Below are 21421 nucleotides of genomic sequence, written 5' to 3' on the forward strand. Positions count from 1 at the left end.
GCCGAGCAGCAGGGCGGGCCGGCCGTCCACGATCAGCCGGTGGCCGTGTGCGGTCCGTTCGACGCGAGGCAGCGGCGTTCCGGTGGCCGAGGAGGACGACATCGTGATCCCTTTCGAAGTGAGCGCTCACTGCGCTGCACCTCAACCTTCGCGTGGAGCGACCGGGATCCGGAACACCGATGTGGTGATCCCCCTCATCCGTGCCGCCGATCGGCGGCGTCGGCGGGAACGGGCAGGGCGTCCGGCTGGGGCAGCGGGTGCACGGCCCGTTCCGACAGGGCGTAGGTCAGCACGGCGACGTCGCCGACGGCCCGGGTGCCGGTCAGCTCGGCCCGGCGCGCCCCCGTCCACGGGAACGGGCCGTCGTCGACGAACCGAGGGGCGCGGGAGTCGCCGACGAACACCGGGGCGACGGCCAGCTGCAGCTCGTCGGCGAGGCCGGCGGCGAGGAACTGGGTCAGCACGGAACGGCCCCCTTCGACCAGCAGCCGCTCGACGCCGCGAGCGGCCAGATCCTGCACGACCTCCGACATCGTCGGTCGGCGGCCCGCGTCCACGATCGTCGCCAGGTCCCCGAAGCGCTGCCGGGCCCTGGTGTGGGCGGTGCTGGAGGAGTAGACCAGGCGGTCGGCGTCGCCCGTCGTGAAGAACCGGGACTCCGGGTCGAGGTCCGCCGTGCGGGTCACCGTGACCTTCATCGGCGAGGACCCGCGGCCGGCGCCGACCCGAGCGGCGCGGAGGGTCGGCGCCCGGACGAGGAGGCGCGGATCGTCGCTCCGCACCGTCCCGGCACCCACCAGGATCGCGTCACAGGTCGCGCGGACGCCGTCGACGCGGGCGAAGTCCGCGTCGTTCGAGAGGTGGAGCCGGCGGTCCGCGGCGTCGTCCAGGTAGCCGTCCAGCGAGATGCAGCAGCTCAGCACGGTGTACGGGCGGGCGCTCATCGGGCCGCCTCCCGCGCATGCCCGATCGGCCGGGTCCACGAGACGACGAGTGGGATCAGGCCGGGCAGCACCGCGATCAGCGCCAGCACCCCGTATGCGACCGCCGCCGCGACGCCGTGGGAGGCGCCGACGCCCGCCTGCGCGAACAGCAGCGCGGCCATGCCCTCCCTCGGGCCGAGCCCGCCGAAGCCCACCGGGATCGTCATCGCGGCCTGGACGACGAGGGCGAGCGGCAGCAGCCGCACCGCGTCGAGCGACGCCCCCGTGATGCTCGCCGCGAGCACGAACACCGACGCGTGCAGCAGCGTGACGAGCACGGATGCGACGACCACGGCGGTGAGCGTGGCCGGGCGCTCCGCGATCCGCGCGATGTCGCCCCGGACCGCCGCCGCGGCCCGGCCCATCCCGCCGACCGGCGCCCCGCGGATGCGGCGTCGCAGCAGCACCGCGCTGCCGACGAGCGCGCCGAGCAGCGCGAGGAGCCCGCCCACGACCCGGAGCGGACCGGCGGAGACGAGCAGCACCACGGCGAGCAGGGCCAGCTGCGCGGCCTGGGCGGCGGCACGGTCCCAGGCCACGACACGGACGCCGTGCAGCCCCCGTCGTGAGCCCGCGGTCGATCGCAGGCCGCGCTCGACGTCGCCGGTCACGCCGCCCGGCAGCACGCTGTTCAGCAGCTGCGACCGGTAGTAGGACGAGACCGCGGCCGGCAGAGGGAGCGACGTGCCGAGCGCTGCGCTGACGAGCGTCCACCGCCAGGCGGACAGCACGGTGGCCGCGGCGGTGAGGAGCAGGGCGACGACGACGGCGGTGCCGGTCACCCCGCGCAGGCCCTCGACGACTGGCTCCGCCCCGACGCGGAGCAGGACCATCCCCAGGACCGCGACGACGGCGAGGCGGATGCCCCACGGGGCGGCCCTGCGGAGGCGTCCCATCGCGTCACCGCTCCGCGGTCCGGAGCGCGGGGGCCGCGGCGAGCCGATCGGCGACGAGGGCTGCGGCGGCGGACCAGGTCCGGCGTCGCGCGCCGCAGGACCGAGCTCCGGCGGTGAGGCGCCGGCGGAGGTCCTCCCGCGTGAGCCAGGCGTCGAGCGCGGCTGCGAGCCCGTCCGGATCGCCCGGCCGCACGAGCAGACCGGCCGACGGGTCGAGCGCCTCGCGCACGCCGCCGGTCGCGGAGGCGATCACCGGGACGCCGCACGCGAGCGCCTCGGCGACGACCATCCCGTAGCTCTCCGCGCGTGACGGCAGCACCAGCAGGTCGCAGCCGGAGTAGAGCCCGTCGAGCGGATTCGCGTGGCGCGGGCCGGTCAGCGCCACCCGGTCGGCGATGCCGAGCCGGGCTGCGAGGTCCCGGACGGAGCGGACGAAGGCGGGATCGACGTCGGTCGGTCCGACGAGCTCGCAGCGCCAGGTGCGGTGCGCAAGCCGCCCGAGCGCGTCGACCAGCACGTCCTGACCCTTGTGCGGCGCGACGGCGCCGACGCAGCGGATGCGCCGCCCGGTCGGCGAAGTGCTCACGAGCCGGGTGGGCCGGACCCCGGGAAGGGCGACGGCCAGGGGCGTGGCGGACGGGACGTGCTCGCGCACCCGGTCGCGGGTCCATCCGCTCGTCGTGACGACCGCGTCGGCGCGCCCGAGCAGGCCGAGCGCGGCTCCGCTCACCGGCGGCATGTGCAGCAGCGGCACGAACCGGTGCTCCTCGAGCGCGGACGTCCCGATCCCGGTCTCGAGCAGCAGGCCGTCCACGAGGATCGGGTCGCCGCCGGGCACGTCCGCCACCGCCGCGGCGATCGCGTCCGGCTCCGCGGCGACCTCGATCATGCGGGCTCGCCACCCGGTGAGCCGGAGGGCGGCTGCGAGCTCGACGTCGTACCGGTTCCCGCCGGACGGATGCCGCTCGTCGTGCACCCCGGTCGGGACGAGGAAGGCCACGGGGCTCACAGGGCACGCTCGTAGCTCGCCGAGGCGGTCGGCGTCTCCTGCAGCGTGACGAGGATCCGCTCGATGGCGGCGCCGTCCTCGCCGAGCGCGCCCTCGCGGATTCGGGTGGCGAGGCGGTCGGCGACGAGGCTGGCGAGCACCTCGGTGGTGGTGTTGAGGTCGGCGAGGTCCGGCTCGTCGTCGAGGTTGCGGTAGTCGAGCGGCGCGAGCACCGCGCGGAGCGCGTCCGCCGCGGCGCCGAGGTCGGCCACCACGCCGTCCGCGCTCAGGCCTTCGCGGCGGAACGTCGCCTCGACGACGTAGGTCGCCCCGTGCAGCCGCTGCGCGGGACCGAAGACCGTGCCGCGCAGGCTGTGGGCGACCATCATGTGGTCGCGGACCGTGATGCTGAACACGTCTCACACCCCTTCGTAATCGAGGACCTGGCACAGGGCCTCGCGCGTCCCGGCGGATGCGGCGGCGAGGAGGACGGGCAGCTCGGTGAACGGCCGAGGTGCGGAGAGCAGCGCGTCGAATGCCGGGTCGATCAGCAGCCGCGCCGCGAGGGCGAGCCGGTCGTGGGCGGTGAGCACGCCCCGTCGTGCCGGCGCGAGCTGTCCCACCTGGCTGGACCGGATCGTCGGCCGCCGAGAGTGGAAGCGGCCGAGCGGGAGGGTCACGAGTGCGTCGCCGTACCAGCTGAGGTCGGCGACGGTCCCGTCCGTCCTGAGCAGCCCGAGCGAGAGCGCGAGCCCCTCGCCGTGCCCGCTCGCGTGGTAGACGACGTCCTGCTCCGGTGGGGCGTCGTCCGGCGCCGCGAACCGGATCCCGAGCGCCTCCGCCATGGCCCGTCTGGCCGGATCCGTGTCGACGAGGGTCACCGTCGTGCCCGCTTGGCGCGCGGCGAGGCGGGCGATGCAGCATCCGACGAGTCCCGCCCCGACCACCGCGACGCGGTCCCCGACGAGCGCGGGGACGTCCCAGAGCACGTTGACCGCGGTCTCCACGATCCCCGTCAGCACCGCCCGTTGGAGCGGCACCCCCTCCGGGACCGGCACCACGGCGTCGGCGGGGACGATGCCGGCCGTCTGGTGCGGGGTGAGGGAGAACACCGGCCGGCCCTGCAGGGCTTCGGAGCCCGCCTCGACGATCCCGACGTTCAGGTAGCCGTACTTCACCGGCCCGGGCAGCTCGCCCTCCTGGAACGGTGCCCGCATCCGGGCCCGTTCCGACTCCGGCACTCGGCCGGAGAACACGAGCGACTCGGTGCCGCGGCTGATCGCCGAGAACCGGGTGCGCACGCGGACCTCGCCATCGCCGGGTTCGCGGAGGCGCTCGGTGCGGATCTCACCCACCCCGGGTTCACGGATCCAGAACGCGCGCTCGCTCGTCGTCATGCGCGTCCTCCGTTCCGGCGATGGGTGAACCACAGGATGCTCCGGATCGTCGTACCCGTCATAGGGAGAGACGGATTGCGCGTGGATCTGGTTCGACGGGGCCTCGGGCTCGCGGGGCTCGGCCGGGCCGCGGTGGTCGCCGCGCTGCTCGCCTCCGGCACGGTGCAACCGGTCGGCGCCGCCGCCGGTCTCGGCTACGGCCTGGTCTGCGATCTGCTCATCGCCACGTGCCTCACGGCGGATGGCCGCCGGCACGTGGGCGCCGCGAACGCGGTGACCTGGACCCGCTGTGTGCTCGTGGGCGCGGTCGTCGCGCTCGTGACCGGCCCGGCGGGGCCGGGCGCGACGGGGGTCCTCGTCGTGACCGCCGCGGTGGCGTTGCTGCTCGACGGCGTCGACGGACGGATCGCGCGGGCCACCCACTCGGTCTCCGCCTTCGGCTCCCGCTTCGACATGGAGGTCGACGCCTCGCTCGTCCTGGCGCTGAGCATCGCCGCCGCGGTGGAGGTCGGACCGTGGATCCTGCTCGTCGGCGCGGCCCGGTACCTGCTGCTGCTCGCGACCGCGCTGATACCGCGTCTGGCCGCGCCCACGGCGCCCCGGCTCTGGCGCAAGGCCGTCGCGGTGCTGCAGGGCGTGGCACTGATCGTGGTCTGCGCCGGCTCGTTCGGCTGGGTGGTCTCGGAGGTGGTCGCCGTCCTCGCCGCCTCGGCGCTCGCCGTCTCGTTCGGCACCCAGATCCGCGGGCTGCTCGGCACGAGCACCCGGACGGCGGCGGTGAAGGGAGCGGTCGTCGATGCGCCGGTCGTCTGAGGCGGGGCGGGGTCGCCGCGCACTCGGTGTGGTCGCCGTCGTCGCGGTGTGGGCAGCCCTCGTCGTCCCCGACGCGGTCGGCGACCTCGGTCCTGCCGCGTTCCTCCGTCTGCCGATCGAGGGGATCCTGCTCGTCGCCCTCCTCGCCGTGATCCCGAGAATTCCGGCGCGGCTCGTCGCCCTGGTCGCGGGGGTCCTGCTCGCGGCCCTCACCGTCGCCAAGGCGCTGAACGTCGCGGTCGGCGGCAGTCTCGGCCGGCCGTTCGACCCGGTGTCCGACCTCGGTCAGCTCGGCTCCGGCGCGGGCGTGGTGGCCGACTCGCTCGACGTGCCGGCGGGCCTCGTGATCGCCGCGGCCGTGCTGCTGGTCGTCCTCTGCGCCGTCGGGCTCGTCGCCGCGGTGCTCGCGGTCGGCGAGCTCGTGCGCGCGCGGCGTTCCCGGAGCATGCGGGTGCTCGCCGGTCTCACCGCGGTGTGGGGAGTCCTCACGCTGACCGGGGTGGCGCTCGTGCCCGGGCTGCCGATCGCCTCGACGAGCGAATCGGCCTTCGCCGCCGGGGAGGTCTCCCGCACGGTCGCCTCCGTCGCCGCGGTCCGCTCCTTCGGAGCCGCGCTCGCGGCCCCCGACCCGTACGCCGGACGCGTGTCCGGCCTCGCATCCGGCCCGCTGCGCGGCAAGGACGTGCTCGTCGTGTTCGTCGAGAGCTACGGGCAGGTCGCGGTGCAGGGCACCTCGTTCTCCCCGGCGGTCGACGCGACCCTGGCGACCGACACGGCGACGCTCCGGGCCGCCGGCTTCTCGGCCCGGACCGGCACCCTCGTCTCGCCCACGTTCGGCGGCATCAGCTGGCTCGCCCACTCGACGCTGCAGTCCGGCATCCGGGTCCCGAACCAGGCGTCCTACGACCGCCTGCTCGCGGGCGACCGGCTCACCCTGACCCGGGCCTTCCACGACGCCGGCTGGCGGACCGTGTCCGACATCCCCTCCGACAGGCATCCGTGGCCCGAGGGCCAGCGGTTCTACGGCTACGACCGGATGGACGACGGCACGGACGTCGGCTACCGGGGGCCGTCGTTCAGCTACGCCGCCATCCCCGATCAGTGGACGCTCGACCGCTTCGCACGGACGGAGCTGGCCCCGCAGCACGCCCCGGTCATGGCCGAGATCGACCTCGTGTCCTCGCACACGCCGTGGACGCCGCTGCCCCGCCTGGTCGATCCGCAGGCCCTCGGCGACGGATCCGTCTTCGTCGGCATGCCGGCGGAGGGGATCCCGCCCCGCATCGCCTGGCAGGATCCGGCGACGGTGCAGGGCCTGTACGGGCAGTCGATCCGCTACTCCCTCGACGCCCTCACCGGCTTCATCGCGGCGTCGCACGATCCGGACCTCGTCGTCGTGATGCTCGGCGACCACCAGCCCGCGGAGATCGTCAGCGGCCCGCACCCCGACCACGACGTGCCGGTCTCCGTGATCGCAGCGGACCCGGCGGTCCTGAACGCGATCAGCGGATGGGGATGGGCGCAGGGACTCCGGCCCGCCCCCGGCGGCAGCACGTGGGGCATGGACCGGTTCCGCGACCGGTTCCTCGACGCGTTCGCCCGCTGAGCCGAGCGCCGGGTGAACGCGGGGCGCCTCAGCGGGTCCCGACTGCGCTTCGCCGCCCCGCGGCGGCGGCCGGGGACCGGGTGCCGAGCATCCGCACGGTCAGCACCGCGAGCACGACGATCGCCGCGGCGTCGACGACGACGGTCTGCGGCACCAGCGTGAAGGTCCAGTGCTCGTGGATGCCGAACAGGCCGACGGTGAGCGCCAGGACGAGCGCGAGCAGGCTCGCGATCGCGAAGAGCAGCGCGAGCACCGAGGCCCACAGCAGCATGCGGCCGCGCAGCACGAGCAGGCCGATCGCGAGCACCACGCCGGCGAGCCCGTTCAGCACGAACGGCGCGACGAGCAGGCCGCCCTGCCCGGTCGCTACGAGGAAGAGGTGGATCCCGCCGATGGCGAGAAGCAGGATCGCGCCGATGATCCTGAGCACTCCGCTGAACCGCATCTGACACGCTCCCTCGGCCCCGCCGGTCGAGGCCTTTCCCAAGGAGACGCGGTAGGGCGCCGGATGGTTCACCGAGCGCGGGTGCTAGCCGGGGATGTCCGCCGGTGGCTGAGGACCGCCTCTCTCCAGCGGCGCCGACCGTCCCTCCGCCGGCTCGTCGCCCGCGGTGACCAGCGCGTCCCTCCGGCGGGAGAGCAACGCCTTCTCCGCCCGGTTGGCGGTGAGCATGATCGCCTGCTCGTAGGCGTCGACCGCCTCGGCCGTGCGTCCGAGCCGGCGGAGCAGGTCCGCGCGGACGGCGAAGTAGGGGTGGTAGCCGGACAGGGCCTCCCGCAGGCCGTCCACGAGGTCGAGGCCCACGCGCGGCCCCGACACCTCGGCCACCGCGACCGCGCGGTTGAGCAGCACGATCGGTGACGGATCGAGCCGGGCGAGGCCGTCGTAGAGCGCGACGATCCGCACCCAGTCGGTGTCCTGGGCCCGGAGGGCGGAGCAGTGCGTCGCACTCATGGCGGCGAGGATCCGATAGCGGCGGCGCGCGGTCCCGAGGCGGTCCGCCTGCTCGAGCAGCTCGCGGGCCTCACGGATCATCGCGTGGTTCCAGGCGCCCCGGTTCTGCGCGTCGAGGGTGATCAGCTCGCCGTCCGGCGACACCCGCGCCGCGCGCCGGGCCTCCGCGAGGAGCATCAGCGCGAGAAGGCCCGTGACCTCGCCCTCCTGAGGCAGCAGCCCGTGCAGCAGCCGGGTCAGCCGGATCGCGTCGAGCACGAGCTCCTGCCGCACCGGCTCCGCCTGGTCCCCTGTCGCGAGGTAGCCCTCGTTGAAGACGAGGTAGAGGACGGTGAGGACGCCGTCGAGCCGGGCCGGCAGATGCTCCGGGGAGGGGACCTCGAAGGGGATGCCGGCCGCTCCGATCCTCGCCTTCGCGCGGCTGATCCGCTGGCCCATCGTGGCTTCCCGCACGAGGAAGGCGCGGGCGATCTCGGGCACCGTGAGGCCGCCGACCATGCGGAGCGTCAGCGCGACCCGCCCCTCCATCGGGAGCGCCGGATGGCAGCAGATGAGCAGCAGCCGGAGGCGGTCGTCCTCGATGGTCCGTTCCGGCTCGTCCGGGCGCTCGTCCTGCAGCCGCAGCAGCAGCCCGTGCTTCTCGTCCCGCATCCGGTCCCGGCGGAGGCGGTCCAGGGCCTTCCGCCCGGCCGTCGTGGTGAGCCAGCCGCCGGGGTTGGGCGGCACGCCGTCGTCCCGCCATCGGGCGACCGCTGCGGCGAAGGCATCCGCCGCGGCCTCCTCAGCGACGTCGAGGTCGCCGAACCGGCGCACCAAGGTCGCCACCACCCGCGCCCACTCCTCGCGGTGGGCGCGGGTGATGGCGCGAGCGACATCACCGGGATCGGCGGGGACGGCTCCTCCTGCCCTCGGAATCGAACCGGTCGGCGGACCCGGTCAAGCGGATGCGCCGTCGGCGGACCGGGCAGCCCGCCGGAAGCGGCGCACCTCCTGCGGCCACGCGCACGCCGTCGCGATCCGGCCGGCCCAGTGCCGCGCTGCGGCCTCGTCGGGCACGTCGACGACCGCGATGCCGCCGAGATGCTCCTTCGACTCGATGTACGGACCGTCGGTGAACAGCGGGGTGCCGCTCGAGGCGTCGACGCTGAAGACGGGCCCGGCGTCGTCCAGGCCACCGGTGAAGACGAGGACGCCGGCTGCGCGCATCTCCTCCCGCAGCTCCCGCACCGCCGCCCCGATCCTCTGGAACTGCTCCGCCGTGTAGTCGGGGACCCACTCGTCGTTGAACGCGATCAGGTACTCGGTCATGTCCGCTCTCCTCGTCCGGAGCCGGCCGGGGTGGCCGCCTCCATCTCTACTACGAACGAGAGGAGCGCATTTCTACAGCGTCGTGCTCAACCCGCGCGGTCGTACGCCTGCTGGGACTCCGCCACGTCGCCGAGGTGGAGGATCGACCACTCGCGCAGGGCTTCGAGCGGCCCCTGCAGTGTGCGCCCCGCCTCCGTCAACGCGTACTCGACGCGGACCGGCACCTCGGGATACAGGGTCCGGGTGACCAGGCCGTCGCGCTCCAGCGCCCGGAGGGTCTGCGTGAGCATCTTCTGCGACACCCCGTCGATCCGGCGGCGCAGCTCCGAGAACCGGGCGTCCCCCTCGGCCAGCACACCCACGACGAGCACGGTCCATCGGTCGCCGATGCGGTCGAGGATGCGGCGCGTCGGGCAGTCCGCGCGGTAGGGGTCGCCGTCGGCAGGCGCTTGCGGCGAGGTGGTTACCACGAAGTGCCTGCTTTCGCTCGGAGACCTGGTCTCCTACGGTAACCACGGCGGCCGATCGGCGCCACCACACCAGCAGGAGGAATCCATGGCACGCATCACCGTTCTGGGCGGAACCGGGTACGCCGGCTCGGCCATCGTGGCCGAGGCCGCCGCCCGTGGCCACGAGGTCACGTCCCTCAGCCGCTCGCCGCCCTCCCAGCCGATCCCCGGCGTCAGGTACGTGCAGGGCGACGTCGCCGACGTGGAGGCGCTCGCGCGGGTGATCGAGGGTACGGAAGTCGTGGTGAGCGCCCTGGCCCCTCGCGGTCCCCTCGCTGCCCCGTTCCGGGAGGTCTCGCGGGCGGTCGCGCGCCTCACCGCCGCTGCCGGCGCCCGGCTCTACCTCGTCGGCGGCTTCTCCTCGCTGCGGCCCGCGCCCGGGGCCGACCGCTACGTCTCGGACCTCAGCGGTGTCCCGGCCGCGCTCCACCCGGAGATCACCCAGGGTGCGGCCGTCGTCATCGAGGATCTGCCCTCGGCGCCCGAGGCGCTCGACTGGGTGTTCGTGAGCCCGGCGGCCGCGTTCGGGGCCTACCAGCCCGGCGAACGGCTCGGCCGCTACCGACTCGGCGACGATGTCGCGGTGCAGCCTGACGGTGGCGCGATCTCGGCGCCGGACTACGCCCTCGGATTCCTCGACCTCATCGAGGCCGGCGACCGGCACCGGGCGCACGTGAACCTCGGGAACTCGCGAGCGCCGCGGCTCGTCACGACGGATCTCCCCTGAATCGGACCTGGTTCGGGGCCGGATCCGGGCCGTTCCGTCAGTGCGCCCGTCGAGAGGCGGCTGCGACGACCACGTCGACAGCCGGTACCAAGCGCATGACCGTGCTGCAGGTCACTGTCGCCGGGTCGGCGGTCTGGCTGACGTTCGTCCTCGCCGGCATCATCGCGGGGCTACAGGGCTACAGGGCTACAGGGCTACTCGTTCGCCGAGCTGGGGGCGAAGTACCCGTCGGGCGGCGCCATCCTCAGGTTCCTCTCCAAGGGGTTCGGTGACGGGCAGCTGGCGGGCATCGGAGCCTGATTCTCCTTCACCGCGGGGTCGATCGTGGTGGCGATGATCGTGTCCTCGCTCGGCCGATACGCGATCTCGGTCGTCGCCCACGACGACCCGTTCTGGGCATCGCGACGGCCGTCGACGTGGCGGTGTCCCTCGGCGTCCTCGGGATGCTCACCGCCGACAAGGTCGTGGAGTACGGGTCGACCGCGCTGGCGGAGGCCGCGAAGCCGGTGCTCGGGCAGGCCGGCTACGTGGGCCAAGCGTCGTTCCGCACAAGGGGTCGCGCCGCAGCGGCCCCGACGCGCTGGTGGAGGTTCGGGCGAGCGGCGTAGCGAAAGGGGAGAACTCCTGGCGTCGGAGACCTTCCTGGTGGCCTTCGAGCAACGGAAGCGCTTGACGGATGCCGGCTGGGGACCGCGACACCCTGCTGCTGCTGCTCCTGCTGCTGCTCCTGCTCCTGCTGCTGCTCCTGCTCCTGCTCCTCGCTCGCCGGTCGTGGCTCCGGCCGGCGTCGAGGGCCGGCTCGAGGACCTCGATGCGCGTCAGGCGAGGGTGAGGAAAAGCTTCTCGAGCTCGTCGACGGTCAGGTGGTCGCCGGTGCCATCCGGGCTCGTCAGGCAGGTGCGCATCGCGGTGGAGACGATGGCGAAGCCCGCCCGGTCGAGCGCCTTGGCCACGGCGGCGAGCTGGATGACGACGTCGCGGCAGTCCCCGCCTCGCTCGACCACCTCGATCACCGCGCCCAGCTGTCCCTGCGCGCGACGGAGTCGGTTCAGGATCCTTCGGTCCTGAGAGAGGAGCCCGCTGGTCGCCTCGGGCGTCGTCGAGCTGCTTTCGGTCGTGGTCATCGATGCCTCCGCGCTCATTGTCCGCCGGTCTCGATAGGAAGGCCCGCGTCGGTCGATGCGGCAGCGCCGCCCTCGACGGTGACGGCGGACCGGCCGGGCAGCCTGGCCAGTCGGCTGACGGTGGTGGAGCTCATGCGGCGCTCATCTGCGGTGCGCGGACGGTGCGGGTCCCTGCGATCCAGGTCGCGTAGCCACCGTCGAGGTTGACCACGTCGCGGCCGAGTTGGCTCAGCAGCCTGGCGGCGGTGTGTCCCCGCTGACCGACCTGGCAGTGCACGATGATGCGCCCTTCGGGGAGCTCGTGAGCCCGGGCTCGCAGCTCGTCCAGTGGGAGGTTCACGGCACCGGGGATGGATCCGGCCGCGTGCTCCCCTCGAGAACGGACGTCCACGAGGAGCGCCCCCGCCGTCCGGGCATCCTCGAGCTCGTGCCACTGGATGCTTCGCGTCGTGCCGCTGACGAGGTTCCCGGCCACGTAGCCCGCGAGGTTCACGGGGTCCTTCGCCGAGCCGTACTGGGGCGCGTACGCCAGCTCCAGCTCCGCGAGCGCTGACGCCTCGAGGCCGGCGGCCATCGCTGTCGCCAGCACGTCGATCCGCTTGTCGACCCCCGCTCCTCCGACGATCTGGGCGCCGAGGATCTCGTCGCTCGCCGGGTCGATCAGCAGCTTCATCGCCATCGTCTCCGCGCCCGGATAGTAGGTCGCGTGCGATGCCGGGTGCGTGTGCACCACCCGATGCGGGCGTCCCGCAGCCCGCAAGCGGTGCTCACTCCACCCGACCATCGCGATCGTCAGGTCGAAGAGCCCCACCACGGCGGTCCCGAGCGCCGGCCGGCTCGGCCGTCCGATCCCGCAGATCGCGTCCGCCGCCGCTCGCCCGTGCCGGTTCGCCAGCCCCGCCATCGTCACCAGGCTCGCGGCTCCGTCGACGGCGTCGACCTTCTCCGCCGCGTCACCCACCGCGTAGATGAACGGGTCGCTCGTGCGCTGGAAGGCGTCGACGGCGATTCCCCCGGTCGGCCCGATGGCCAGACCGGCGTCCATGGCGAGCGCGGCATCGGGGCGCACGCCCCGCGCGTCGATGACCATGTCGGCCTCCACCGCGTCACCGTCGGAGAGCTCGACCCGTCCGGCGCAGATGCGCGTCACCGTCGTGTTCAGCCTGAGGTCCACCTCATGCAGCTCGAGCGCCTCGATGACAGGGGCCGCCATCTCCGGGTCCAGCGGCGACAGCGGCCGGTCGCCCCGCTGGACGAGCGTCACGTTCACGCCCCGGCGGAAGAGGTTCTCCACCGCCTCCAGACCGATGAATCCCCCTCCGACCACGACCGCTCGTGCGCCGGTCGGCGTGATGTCCAGCAAGGCGTCGATGGCGTCGACGTCGTCGACCGTGCGCAAGGTCCGGACCGGCACCCCTTCGCCCGGAAGTGAGGCGCCGGAGGTGGCGCCGACGGCGAGGATGAGGGAGTCGAACGGTTCCGAGTACCGGCGCCCCGTCGTCTCGTCCAGGACCGACACCGTGCGTGAGCTGCAGTCGATGCTCGTCACGACGCTGCTCGTCCTCACGTCGATCCTGAATCGCGCCGCCAAGCCCTCCGCTGTCTGGAGCAGCAGGTCTTCACGTTCTCGGATCACGCCGCCCACGTAGTACGGGAGGCCGCAGTTCGCGAACGAGACGTACTCGCCACGCTCGAACACGACGATCTCCACCTCCTCGTCCAGGCGGCGAAGCCGAGTCGCTGCCGACATGCCGCCCGCGACGCCTCCGACGATGACGACGCGACGCCCCGGGGCATCCGGTGCCTTCTGCACGATCAGCGCCCTCCGAAGAGGCGGGCGAATGGACCGGTCTTTCGTCCCTCGGGAGCACCCGAGCCGGCTCCGAGATGGCCCGCGCACCGGTCAGCGGGGGACACCCGGCTCATCACCTGGTCCACGTGCTGCCCGCACCCGGCCCAGGTCGTCTTCCCACACTGCTTGCACGTCACCGCACGGCACATCCGACTTCCTCTCTCGCGGGTGGCCTACTATACCCCGGGGGGTATAGCGATGCGCGCCTGATCGCAGGGTGCGGTCGAGGTCGTACAGGGCGCCGCTTCGTGTGTGAGCCGGAGATGGCGCACCGCGTCAGACCAGCTGGGACGCGGCCTCGGTCAGGGCAGACAGTCGCACCGGCCCGACCGGTTCCTCGACCAGCGTCGGCACCACTGCGACGCGCTCAGCCTCGTCACGGACCTGCGCGATCCGGTCGAGCTCGTTGCGGGCGCGTCCGCGAAGGAACGGCGATCGTGGTTTCGCGGCGGCGAGGGAGTTGTTCACGACCCACGCCCACGGCTCGATCCCGGCGCGCCGGAGGTCGGCTGCCAGGTCCTCCGCTTCGAGCACGGGCGTCGTCTCGGGGAGCGTCACGAGCAGCACCTTCGTGAGCGCCGGGTCCTGCAGTCGCATCAGCGGAGTCACGAACCCCGCGCCCTCGCCCATCTGCCGAGCGATCTCGCGATGGTAGGACCCTGCGGCGTCCAGCAGGAGCAGGGTGTGCCCGGTAGGAGCGGTGTCGATGATGACGAACTTCCGGCGCGCCTCTGAGATCGCCCGCGAGAACTCGTGGAACACGGCGACCTCGTCGTTGCACGGGGACATCAGGTCCTCCGCGAGCGCAGCCCGCGCCTCGTCGTCGAGGTCCCTCCCCTTGGAGGCCATCACGCGGGACCGGTAGGCCTGCACGGCCAGGTGGGGGTCGATGCGCGAGACGGTCAGGTCGTCGACGGCTGCGCCGGCGAGCGTCTGGATGAGGTGCGCGGCCGGATCGGTGGTGGTGAGCAGCACGGGGTGACCGCGATGCGCCAAGCGCAGGGCGATCGCGGCCGCGATGGTCGTCTTGCCGACGCCGCCCTTGCCCATGCACAGCACGAGCGCGTGGCCGTCCCGTTCGATCTGGTCGACCAGCACTGCGAGGGGCGCCTCGGTGACCGCCGTTCCGCCTTCCGCAACCGGTGGGGCCGGTGCTGCCGGGTGGAAGAAGGCGCGCACCGCGTCGACGCCGACGATGTTCTCGGGCTTGAGGTCGATGGAGTCCCGCGGCAGCGCGGCTACCCGCTCCGGCATCCCCGCTACTGCTGCGGACTCCCGATCGCGCACGGCCGCAGCCAGTGGCTCGTCGCCCGCCGCCCCGGGCAGCACGCCGTTGACGACCACGTATCCGTCCGGCATCCCGATGCCATGCAGCTCGTCGAAGGTGCGCGCGAGTTCGGACAGGGCCGAGCGCTGAGCACGGGTGACGAGCACCAGCCTCGTGCGCGTCGGGTCGGTGAGCGCCTGGACCGCGTTCGCGTAGGTCGCCTTGTGGCGCTCCAGACCCGAGAGGGGCCCGAGGCAGGAAGCGTCCCCGCCCGCGGTGAGGAACTCACTCCAGGACCCCGGCAGCTGCAGGAGTCGGATCGTGTGACCGGTCGGCGCGGTGTCGAACATCACATGGTCGAACTCGGCGTAGCGGCCACCATCGGTCAACAACTCGGTGAACTCGTCGAACGAGGCGATCTCCGTGGTGCACGACCCCGACAGGCTCTCCCGGACCCCGTCCAGCTCCGCGTCCGGGAGCGCGCCCCTGAGCGGTCCGATGATCCGCTCCCGGTACGCGTCCGCCGCCGCCTCCGGATCGATCTCCAAGGCGGAAAGGCGCGGCACCGACGGGATCGAGGTGATCGTGTTGCCGATGACCAGCCCGAAGACCTGACCGATGTTCGACGCCGGATCGGTGCTGACCAGGAGCACCCGCTTGCCCTCGTCGGCGAGGTGAACGGCGCTCGCGCAGGCGACCGAGGTCTTGCCGACGCCCCCTTTGCCGGTGAAGAACAGATACCGAGGCAGCCGGTCGAGGAACTTCACTTCACGCCCCTTCTCCGCGCGATGCTCCTTGCGCACCGCGACCACATCCGAACCTGGTCCCTTTCACCGCCGACGGATGGGGACCTTGGTCACCACGTAGGAGGCGAGGGCGCCGACCGGAACGGTGTCGGCTCCAGTCCGCTGAGCGTCACGACCGGTGGCCCCGCTCGGTGAGGTCGCTTCCGCGCTCCCTCTCGATCATCAGTTCGTCTGACGCGGAGGATCGGCCGTCGGTCACTGGTGGGAGGTCTCCTCGCCTAGCCGCTGGCCAGTTCAAGGAGCCAGACGTACCTCACGCCGCGTGGCGCGTGGATGCGCAGGCGGACTCCATTCGAGGCCTGCGTGAGTCGGAAGGAGCTCTCGAGCGGCATGTACGCGTCGGCGGAGCCCGCGGCCGCGTGGTCCTGGGTCTTCAGACCCTGCTGCCAGCCGCCGGTCGTCGTCTTCGAGAACGGCACAGAGACGCTCGCTGTCCAGTCAAAGTGGCACGGCCTGTCGAACGCGACGATCACGGTGGCTTCGCCAGCGCTGAAGGTCCCCGCTTCGCCCTCGCTGCTCGTGCCCATACCGAAGCCGGACACGGTCGTGGTGATGACGTCGGCCTGGGGTGCCCGCGCCGCGAGAAGCCGATCGACCTGCGAAGAGTCAGCCCGCTCTTGAGGCGCGTGGAGCATCGCCTGGAGCGCTGTCCGGGTCTGAGCACGGTGAGCGGCACTCCAGAGGGTCGGGTCGGCCGTCGGGGTCGCGGCGCTGTGAGCAGCCGTCGCGTGCTGAGCGGCGGCGCTCACGATCCATGCGCCCGTGATCGCAGAGATCGACAGGACGGCCAGGCCAGCCGTGATGATTCGGCCCGCGCTGAACCTGCTACCTCCGGTCCGCACGGACGCGGACGGCGAAGTCGATCGCACCGCTGTATCGAATGGCTGAGTGACGGCCGCCGCGTATGCGGTGACGTTCGCCGCAGTTGCACCGGGGGCATAAAGAGCGCGACGGGCCGCCTCTACGTCCTCGGCATCCATGCGAGAACAGTACGGATCGCTGGCGCTGGAGGGTCGGAGAAACTCGTCGCGGAGACGAATTCAGGCATATCGGACCCTCGTCGTCGGATGCGAGGGGTCCGGCGGCGGGGGTTGGGGCAAGACGAAGAAGGAGGAAGTGGTGGGAGGCGACATCGAATGCATGTGTTGATGAGTTGAAGAGTTGAAGAGTTGAAGAGTTGAATCGAGTTCGCCCCGGGTGGCAGAGCACGGATGGTCGGTTCGTATCGAGATACCGAAGTTCGGCTGGGAGGACGGAATCCTGTTGAAGATCGTGTGTCCCGAGGACGAGCTGGTCGGCTGACGGAGATCGCGCCCGTCGGAGATCGGAGCGAGGGCATCGCGCTGCGGCCGTCGCAGATCGTGGCAGATGAGAACTGACGATCCGTCTGCCAAGGGACGTGTGCCTGTCAGCTGCCGTCGAGTGAGGCGCGGTTGAGGGTGAGGGCCCAGCGGACGCCGGTGGTGGCGTGGACGTCGAGGTAGAAGGTCTCGTCGGGCTTGCCGATGCTCTTGGTGATGTGCGTCGACAGGTGGTCGCTGCATGTCCAGGTGCGGGTGACGCCTCGCAGCGTGACGGTGACCTGGCCGACGCCCCGGCAGTTGAGGCCGACCCAGACACCGCTGCTCTTGAGGAGGTTGGGTGCGTGCTCGACCGTTCCTCCCGCGCTGCTGAAGGTGGCTGCGGAGGTGCCGGGCGTGATGGGGGGCGGCAACGCGTCGGGCCCGCCTCGTGATCGGTAGCCGGTGACGGATCGCGTGAGGTTGATGGCTTGGGTGGCTGTCCAGTGCCGTGCGGGGGAGCTGTCCAGCTCGAGGCGGATGGTCTGCTGGGGGTTGGGCGTCCATTGGGCTTCGTAGCTGGTGCCGTCCGCGCCGTCGTCGGCGTAGAGCGTGGCGGCGCTTCCGTGCACGTCGAACTGCAGAGCGATTCGCCCGTAGGGCGACATGTGGCCGGTGAGTGCCGACGGCGGGCCGGAGAGGAGCTGCATCTGCCTGACGGCGTTGCCGTGCTGGTCGGTCCACGACCGAACCGCGACCGGCTCGTGCGGCTGCTGTTCGAGGAGGGAGGACGTGAACGGGATCGGCGGCCGAGGCACAGTCGGGATGGTCGAACCGTCGACGACGGCGAGGGCCTTGCCCGTCGCCACGTCGAGCAGCTGCCGGCCGGCGAGCGGCGCCCTCAGGTGCACCGGCTGTGGGGTAGCCGTGTAGCCGATCGCCGGACAGGCGGTACCCGGTTGCGCCGGTGCTTGGTAGTCCACGACGAGAAGCCGAACCATCGCGGACGTCTCCTGAGTGAGGATGCGAATCGCGGGCGGCCCGCACTCCCCGCCACCCCTGTCCGGCGAGCCGGTCACGAAGACGGTCAGCAGGCGTGACGATCGCGTATCGATCGAGGCCGAGGTGACGGGCTGCGCCTGCTGATATGGAAGCGTCCGCCCCTGCACCACGATCGAATCCCGCGGCTGGGCAGCGCCGGGACCGACGGAGGTTCCCGGGTGCGGCAGGACGAGGGGTGCGCACCCCGAAAGTCCGCAGACCGTGAGCCCGAGGATCAACGCCGCTGCGAACCTCGAACCGGCTTCCCGAACAGCCCTCATACCGGGAAGTGTCCGGCAGCAGGCCGATCCTCTCAACCGAATCGGCCGCCCGCTCTCGGTTGCGAAGGCTCGTAGCCGGCTTGGTGGACGTCACGAACGCCTGGCCGGTGCGGACCCTTCGGGAGTCTCGCCCCGCCTGCACCGCGTGATGACTCGGCGCGGGTCTCGTGCGAGGAAACGGGTGCCGGGGAAAGCATCGGCTGGTACTGGGTTGGCGATATCGGTACCTTCCTGTGCGCCATGCCCCCGGCCCGGATAAACCGTCGACTTCTGGCACTTGAACGCGCGGCGGCCGAGATTCGGCCCTTTCCGGAGAGGCCTTCGGCATGGGTCCCCGAATGTCCCTCGATCTGGGGTAGGAACCGGGGGAGTCGTGCGAAACCGGGAGCGGGTCATGAGCAGCGAGGTTGATTCGAGAACGCCCACTGTCCGTGTCGGTATCGGGGATCGAGGCAGGGCAGTCCTTGCTTTCGGCTCCTCCTACCGCGCTTCCGCAGGCTTCGCCGCACTGGTGCTGGCGGGCAGCGCTGGTGCCGGAACCATCGTTGCCCCGGCTTCCGCGAAGTCGCTGCAGCTGTGGGCCGTGAGCGACCCGTCGTTCGCGCAGCACCACCACTGGTGGACTGCCCTGACTGCGTTGGCGATCGCACAGGGGCCGCTCCAACTGGCGATCGTCCTGCTGCTGGGGGCACCGCTGCTGGGCGCTCTCGAGACGCGGGTGGGTCATCGCCTCCTGGCGGTCATGCTCGTCGTCGGAGGCGTGCTGGCGGTCGTCGTGGGACTCCTCGCGCAGTCGATCGGGCACGAGATCGGCGCACGGTGGCCCGGTGACCTGCAGAGCGAGTACGTGCTTGATCCGGCAATCGCCGTCGTGGCCGCGGCGATGGCCGCATCGGCCTTCCTCGGCTCCTTGTGGCGCCGGCGCCTCCGCCTGACCGGTATCGGGCTGGTCACCGTCTTCGCGCTCTACAACGGCGATTCCGCGGACGTCTACAGATTCCTCGCGGCCTCGGTCGGCCTCGCGGTGGGTGCAGTCCTTGCTCGACGCCTGGATCCTCGGCCCTCGTCACCTGTCCCGGCCTCGTTCCGCGAGCGCCGCACCCTGCTGAGCCTCATCGTCTTCATCACTGCCTTCGGCCCTGCCGTCGCGGCCCTCAACCCGTCGGGGGTCGGAGTCCTGACCCTCTTCCGATCGATCTTCGGAAACCCGTTTCCTCACGGCAGTGCCGTTCGCGCAGCGTGCGCCGTGGAGTCGGCCCTGTCCTGCGCGCACGATCGGGCGTTCCTGGATGCCCGCGGAATCGCGCCCCTGCTCGAGCTCTTCGTCCCGCTGGTCCTTCTTGCGATCGGCGCGTGGGGGCTCCGGCGTGGTCGGCGATTCGGCATGTGGCTGACCGTCTGGACCAACCTCGCGCTGGCGGCGCTCAGCGTCTGCGTCGTGATCGCGCTCCAAGCCCGGTACCCGAACGTCGACTCCCCGGCATGGCTGAAGCCGCACGGGGTGGCCGACGCCGTGGAACTCGGCGCCTGGGTCCTCGGCCCGGTGCTGCTTCCGCTGGGCGTCGCCGCCGCCACGGTCTGGAACGCGAAGCTGTTCACGCTCACCGCCCCCAGGGCTCGGATCATCGCGTTCTGGGCCGGCAGCAGCGCCGCCCTCGTCGCGCTGTCCGGCGCCTACCTGGTGCTCGCCCTCACCCACCGGGCAGCCTTCACGCCTTCCCCAGATGTACCCAGCGTCGTCTTCGACGCGTTCATGCGCTTCGTGCCGGTGAACTTCCTCACCAACCATCGTCACGTGATCGTTCCCCACGCCCAGGGCCTCCGGGCGGTCTTCCACTGGGTCGGCCCGCTCTTCTGGGCGATCGTCGCCACGCTCGCGATCCGCGCGCTCACGAGGCGCGCCGACTTCAAGCCCGGACGTGAGGGCAACCGACTCGACCGTCTCGTCCGCGCCGGCGGCAACACGCTGTCGCACATGGCGCTCTGGGACGGGAACGATGCATGGTTCGCCCCTCGCGGTGACGCGGCGATCGCCTACCGCACCGTCAACGACGTCGCTGTGACGATCGCCGATCCCATCGGCCCCGACGGAAGTCTCGACGACGCCATCGACGGGTTCATCGGGTACTGCGACCGCAACGGCTGGACTGCGGCCTTCTACTCGGTGCATGAGCCCACCCGACTGCGTCTCGCCGCGAAGGGCTTCCGCAGCACAGAGGTCGCCCTGGAGGCCGTCGTGGATCCGACCACGTTCACGACCCGGGGAAAGAGTGCGAACAGCATCCGCACCGCCCTGAACAGAGCAGCGAAGGACGAGGTCGAAGCCGTCTGGTCCTCATACGACGACTTGCCTCCGGCGGTGCAGGAGCAGCTCATCCGACTCTCCACCGACTGGGTGGCGAACAAGGAGCTGCCTGAGATGGGGTTCACCCTCGGGGGCCTCAGTGAGCTGCAGGACCCGGAGGTGCGGCTCATGATCGCGCTCGACGCCGACGAGCACCTCGCCGGGGTCACGTCGTGGCTTCCGGTCTACCGCGACCAGATCATCGTCGGATGGACGCTCGACGTCATGCGCCGCGCCGCCGCCGGGATGCCCGGGGTGATGGAGTTCCTGATCGCCTCCGTCGCGATCCGCCTGAGGGAAGCAGGACTGCAGGTGATGAGCCTGTCCGGCGCCCCCCTCGCAACCACGCAGCACGCCACGTCCGATTCACGCCGTCGCCCCCTCGACAGCACCCTCGCGTTCCTGTCTCGACGTCTCGAGCCCGCCTACGGCTTCGCCTCGCTGCTCAAGTACAAGGCGAAGTTCGGCCCCCGCTACCAGTCGCTCTACCTCTGCTACCGGGATCCGCTGCAGCTGCCCGCCATCGGCCGCGCGATCGCCAGCGCCTACCTGCCCGACGTCACCGCGGGCGAGATCCTCTCGCTCGCCCGGTTCGTCACGACCAACCGCTGACCCGAGCTCGACCCTCGAGAAGCAGGACGAGAAGGACCGACGCGTGCCGCCGTGGATCACGGATCTGCCCCTCGAGCACGTCCGCACCCTCACGATCGCGTACATCGTCGCCGGCGTCGCGCTGGGCGCTCTCATGGTGCCGACGATCGGAGTGAGGACGCGGCTTCGAACCCGATCGCTGGTCACGGTGGCGGCGCTGGCCGCCGGTGCGCTGATCGGTCTGGGACCGCCCTTCTGGCTGAACGCGCCCGACCTGTTCGGAGTCACGCTCTCACCGGTCATCCTCATCGCGACCAGCGCCGCAGCTGCCGGACTCGCCCTCGTGATCGCGAACCTCGTCCAGACCCGATGGTGGAGGCCGGAGCAGCCACGGACTCCTGTCAACGAGGGGCGCCCGACCCTCTGGTGACTGGGCCGGCTTGCGCTGCTTTCGGGTGCCGGCGAGCCGCCGACGCTGACGAGGAAGGCCGTGAAGCTCCTATCGAGCTGCGCAGCGTGTGTCCAAAATGTGTCCACATCCGGTCGGGAAGACCCGTCAGCGCGAATGGGCAAAAGAAAAACCCCCGGATGACCAGGGGTTCTCGTCGTGGCTCCGACCGGCGTCGATCCGGTGACCTTTCGATTTTCAGTTG

At 71.8% G+C, this 21421-nt stretch carries 22 protein-coding genes; 7 read left to right on the forward strand and 15 right to left on the reverse strand.

All coding sequences use genetic code 11. From position 1 onward, the window contains the following. Positions 1 to 194: 194 nt before the first annotated feature. Genes VIG76_RS00715 through VIG76_RS00735 form a run of 5 tightly spaced genes read right to left on the reverse strand, consistent with a single transcriptional unit; the run spans position 195 to position 4264 of the window. Complete coding sequence (locus VIG76_RS00715) at positions 195 to 944, reverse strand: RibD family protein (protein ID WP_331949998.1); 750 nt, start codon at positions 942 to 944, stop codon at positions 195 to 197. Beyond that, positions 941 to 1879 carry a lysylphosphatidylglycerol synthase transmembrane domain-containing protein gene (locus tag VIG76_RS00720; protein ID WP_331950000.1) on the reverse strand — a complete coding sequence of 313 codons (939 nt, stop codon included), beginning with the start codon at positions 1877 to 1879 and terminating at the stop codon, positions 941 to 943. The genes VIG76_RS00715 and VIG76_RS00720 overlap by 4 nt, the downstream gene beginning before the upstream one ends. A gap of 4 nt (positions 1880 to 1883) precedes the next feature. Further along, the gene (locus tag VIG76_RS00725; protein WP_331950002.1) at positions 1884 to 2888 is read right to left on the reverse strand and encodes a glycosyltransferase family 4 protein; all 1005 of its coding nucleotides are present in this window, start codon (positions 2886 to 2888) and stop codon (positions 1884 to 1886) included. Beyond that, positions 2885 to 3283 (reverse strand): 6-pyruvoyl trahydropterin synthase family protein, encoded by a 399-nt coding sequence (locus tag VIG76_RS00730; RefSeq protein ID WP_331950004.1) that lies wholly within the window; start codon positions 3281 to 3283, stop codon positions 2885 to 2887. Before VIG76_RS00730 ends, VIG76_RS00725 begins: the two co-directional genes overlap by 4 nt. A gap of 3 nt (positions 3284 to 3286) precedes the next feature. Further along, complete coding sequence (locus VIG76_RS00735; RefSeq protein ID WP_331950006.1) at positions 3287 to 4264, reverse strand: zinc-dependent alcohol dehydrogenase; 978 nt, start codon at positions 4262 to 4264, stop codon at positions 3287 to 3289. Positions 4265 to 4345: 81 nt separating this feature from the next. Between VIG76_RS00735 and VIG76_RS00740 the strand changes: the two genes are divergently transcribed. Continuing rightward, positions 4346 to 5077 carry a CDP-alcohol phosphatidyltransferase family protein gene (locus tag VIG76_RS00740; protein ID WP_331950008.1) on the forward strand — a complete coding sequence of 244 codons (732 nt, stop codon included), beginning with the start codon at positions 4346 to 4348 and terminating at the stop codon, positions 5075 to 5077. After that, entirely contained in the window at positions 5061 to 6683 is a 1623-nt protein-coding gene (locus VIG76_RS00745; protein WP_331950010.1) for an LTA synthase family protein, read from the forward strand. Before VIG76_RS00740 ends, VIG76_RS00745 begins: the two co-directional genes overlap by 17 nt. Before the next feature lie 28 nt (positions 6684 to 6711). Here the strand turns inward: VIG76_RS00745 and VIG76_RS00750 are convergent, their stop codons facing one another. The 4 genes from VIG76_RS00750 to VIG76_RS00765 all read right to left on the reverse strand — a co-directional run bounded on the left by VIG76_RS00750 (position 6712) and on the right by VIG76_RS00765 (position 9416). Further along, positions 6712 to 7128: a hypothetical protein gene (locus VIG76_RS00750; protein WP_331950012.1), complete on the reverse strand. Its 417-nt coding sequence runs from the start codon at positions 7126 to 7128 to the stop codon at positions 6712 to 6714. 84 nt (positions 7129 to 7212) lie between these two features. After that, a complete protein-coding gene (locus VIG76_RS00755; RefSeq protein WP_331950014.1) occupies positions 7213 to 8466 on the reverse strand; it encodes an RNA polymerase sigma factor in 1254 nt (417 codons plus the stop codon). Positions 8467 to 8574: 108 nt separating this feature from the next. Then, the gene (locus VIG76_RS00760; protein WP_331950016.1) at positions 8575 to 8946 is read right to left on the reverse strand and encodes a YciI family protein; all 372 of its coding nucleotides are present in this window, start codon (positions 8944 to 8946) and stop codon (positions 8575 to 8577) included. 86 nt (positions 8947 to 9032) lie between these two features. Further along, positions 9033 to 9416: a winged helix-turn-helix transcriptional regulator gene (locus VIG76_RS00765; RefSeq protein WP_331950018.1), complete on the reverse strand. Its 384-nt coding sequence runs from the start codon at positions 9414 to 9416 to the stop codon at positions 9033 to 9035. A gap of 85 nt (positions 9417 to 9501) precedes the next feature. On the opposite strand from VIG76_RS00765, the gene VIG76_RS00770 reads away from it, so the two are divergent. The 3 genes from VIG76_RS00770 to VIG76_RS00780 all read left to right on the forward strand — a co-directional run bounded on the left by VIG76_RS00770 (position 9502) and on the right by VIG76_RS00780 (position 11014). Then, the gene (locus VIG76_RS00770; RefSeq protein ID WP_331950020.1) at positions 9502 to 10182 is read left to right on the forward strand and encodes an NAD(P)-dependent oxidoreductase; all 681 of its coding nucleotides are present in this window, start codon (positions 9502 to 9504) and stop codon (positions 10180 to 10182) included. A 416-nt stretch (positions 10183 to 10598) separates the two neighbouring features. Beyond that, positions 10599 to 10790: a hypothetical protein gene (locus VIG76_RS00775; RefSeq protein ID WP_331950022.1), complete on the forward strand. Its 192-nt coding sequence runs from the start codon at positions 10599 to 10601 to the stop codon at positions 10788 to 10790. Positions 10791 to 10858: 68 nt separating this feature from the next. Continuing rightward, positions 10859 to 11014: a hypothetical protein gene (locus VIG76_RS00780; protein ID WP_331950024.1), complete on the forward strand. Its 156-nt coding sequence runs from the start codon at positions 10859 to 10861 to the stop codon at positions 11012 to 11014. On the opposite strand, the gene VIG76_RS00785 is transcribed toward VIG76_RS00780, so the two are convergent. The 6 genes from VIG76_RS00785 to VIG76_RS00810 form a co-directional block, all read right to left on the reverse strand. Then, the gene (locus VIG76_RS00785) at positions 11001 to 11306 is read right to left on the reverse strand and encodes a metal-sensitive transcriptional regulator (RefSeq protein ID WP_331950026.1); all 306 of its coding nucleotides are present in this window, start codon (positions 11304 to 11306) and stop codon (positions 11001 to 11003) included. The two genes, VIG76_RS00780 and VIG76_RS00785, sit on opposite strands and share 14 nt — an antisense overlap. Before the next feature lie 130 nt (positions 11307 to 11436). Continuing rightward, positions 11437 to 13119 (reverse strand): FAD-dependent oxidoreductase, encoded by a 1683-nt coding sequence (locus tag VIG76_RS00790; protein ID WP_331950028.1) that lies wholly within the window; start codon positions 13117 to 13119, stop codon positions 11437 to 11439. 2 nt (positions 13120 to 13121) lie between these two features. Beyond that, on the reverse strand, positions 13122 to 13307 hold the full coding sequence (locus VIG76_RS00795; protein WP_331950030.1) for a hypothetical protein: 186 nt from the start codon (positions 13305 to 13307) through the stop codon (positions 13122 to 13124). A gap of 127 nt (positions 13308 to 13434) precedes the next feature. After that, positions 13435 to 15192 (reverse strand): arsenical pump-driving ATPase, encoded by a 1758-nt coding sequence (gene arsA, locus VIG76_RS00800; RefSeq protein ID WP_331950032.1) that lies wholly within the window; start codon positions 15190 to 15192, stop codon positions 13435 to 13437. Positions 15193 to 15449: 257 nt separating this feature from the next. Next, complete coding sequence (locus VIG76_RS00805) at positions 15450 to 16211, reverse strand: hypothetical protein (protein WP_331950034.1); 762 nt, start codon at positions 16209 to 16211, stop codon at positions 15450 to 15452. A gap of 428 nt (positions 16212 to 16639) precedes the next feature. Continuing rightward, positions 16640 to 17683, reverse strand: coding sequence for a hypothetical protein (locus tag VIG76_RS00810; RefSeq protein ID WP_331950036.1), 1044 nt, complete (start codon positions 17681 to 17683; stop codon positions 16640 to 16642). A gap of 787 nt (positions 17684 to 18470) precedes the next feature. Here VIG76_RS00810 and VIG76_RS00815 point away from each other — a divergent pair. Then, positions 18471 to 20789, forward strand: a complete 2319-nt coding sequence (locus tag VIG76_RS00815; RefSeq protein WP_331950038.1) for a bifunctional lysylphosphatidylglycerol flippase/synthetase MprF — start codon at positions 18471 to 18473, stop codon at positions 20787 to 20789. 43 nt (positions 20790 to 20832) lie between these two features. Next, positions 20833 to 21198 (forward strand): hypothetical protein, encoded by a 366-nt coding sequence (locus VIG76_RS00820; protein ID WP_331950040.1) that lies wholly within the window; start codon positions 20833 to 20835, stop codon positions 21196 to 21198. Positions 21199 to 21421 lie beyond the last annotated feature (223 nt).

Origin of the sequence: Amnibacterium sp. (assembly GCF_036559085.1) — a bacterium.
In the GTDB taxonomy this organism is placed as follows: domain Bacteria; phylum Actinomycetota; class Actinomycetes; order Actinomycetales; family Microbacteriaceae; genus Amnibacterium.

What these genes read in the sequence shown, in the direction of transcription:
- VIG76_RS00715 (WP_331949998.1), bottom strand. Translation starts at nt 944, where the DNA reads ATGAGCGCCCGCCCGTACACCGTGCTGAGCTGCTGCATCTCGCTGGAC.
- VIG76_RS00720 (WP_331950000.1), bottom strand. Translation starts at nt 1,879, where the DNA reads ATGGGACGCCTCCGCAGGGCCGCCCCGTGGGGCATCCGCCTCGCCGTC.
- VIG76_RS00735 (WP_331950006.1), bottom strand. Translation starts at nt 4,264, where the DNA reads ATGACGACGAGCGAGCGCGCGTTCTGGATCCGTGAACCCGGGGTGGGT.
- VIG76_RS00745 (WP_331950010.1), top strand. Translation starts at nt 5,061, where the DNA reads ATGCGCCGGTCGTCTGAGGCGGGGCGGGGTCGCCGCGCACTCGGTGTG.
- VIG76_RS00750 (WP_331950012.1), bottom strand. Translation starts at nt 7,128, where the DNA reads ATGCGGTTCAGCGGAGTGCTCAGGATCATCGGCGCGATCCTGCTTCTC.
- VIG76_RS00760 (WP_331950016.1), bottom strand. Translation starts at nt 8,946, where the DNA reads ATGACCGAGTACCTGATCGCGTTCAACGACGAGTGGGTCCCCGACTAC.
- VIG76_RS00770 (WP_331950020.1), top strand. Translation starts at nt 9,502, where the DNA reads ATGGCACGCATCACCGTTCTGGGCGGAACCGGGTACGCCGGCTCGGCC.
- VIG76_RS00780 (WP_331950024.1), top strand. Translation starts at nt 10,859, where the DNA reads ATGCCGGCTGGGGACCGCGACACCCTGCTGCTGCTGCTCCTGCTGCTG.
- VIG76_RS00785 (WP_331950026.1), bottom strand. Translation starts at nt 11,306, where the DNA reads ATGACCACGACCGAAAGCAGCTCGACGACGCCCGAGGCGACCAGCGGG.
- VIG76_RS00795 (WP_331950030.1), bottom strand. Translation starts at nt 13,307, where the DNA reads ATGTGCCGTGCGGTGACGTGCAAGCAGTGTGGGAAGACGACCTGGGCC.
- VIG76_RS00805 (WP_331950034.1), bottom strand. Translation starts at nt 16,211, where the DNA reads ATGGATGCCGAGGACGTAGAGGCGGCCCGTCGCGCTCTTTATGCCCCC.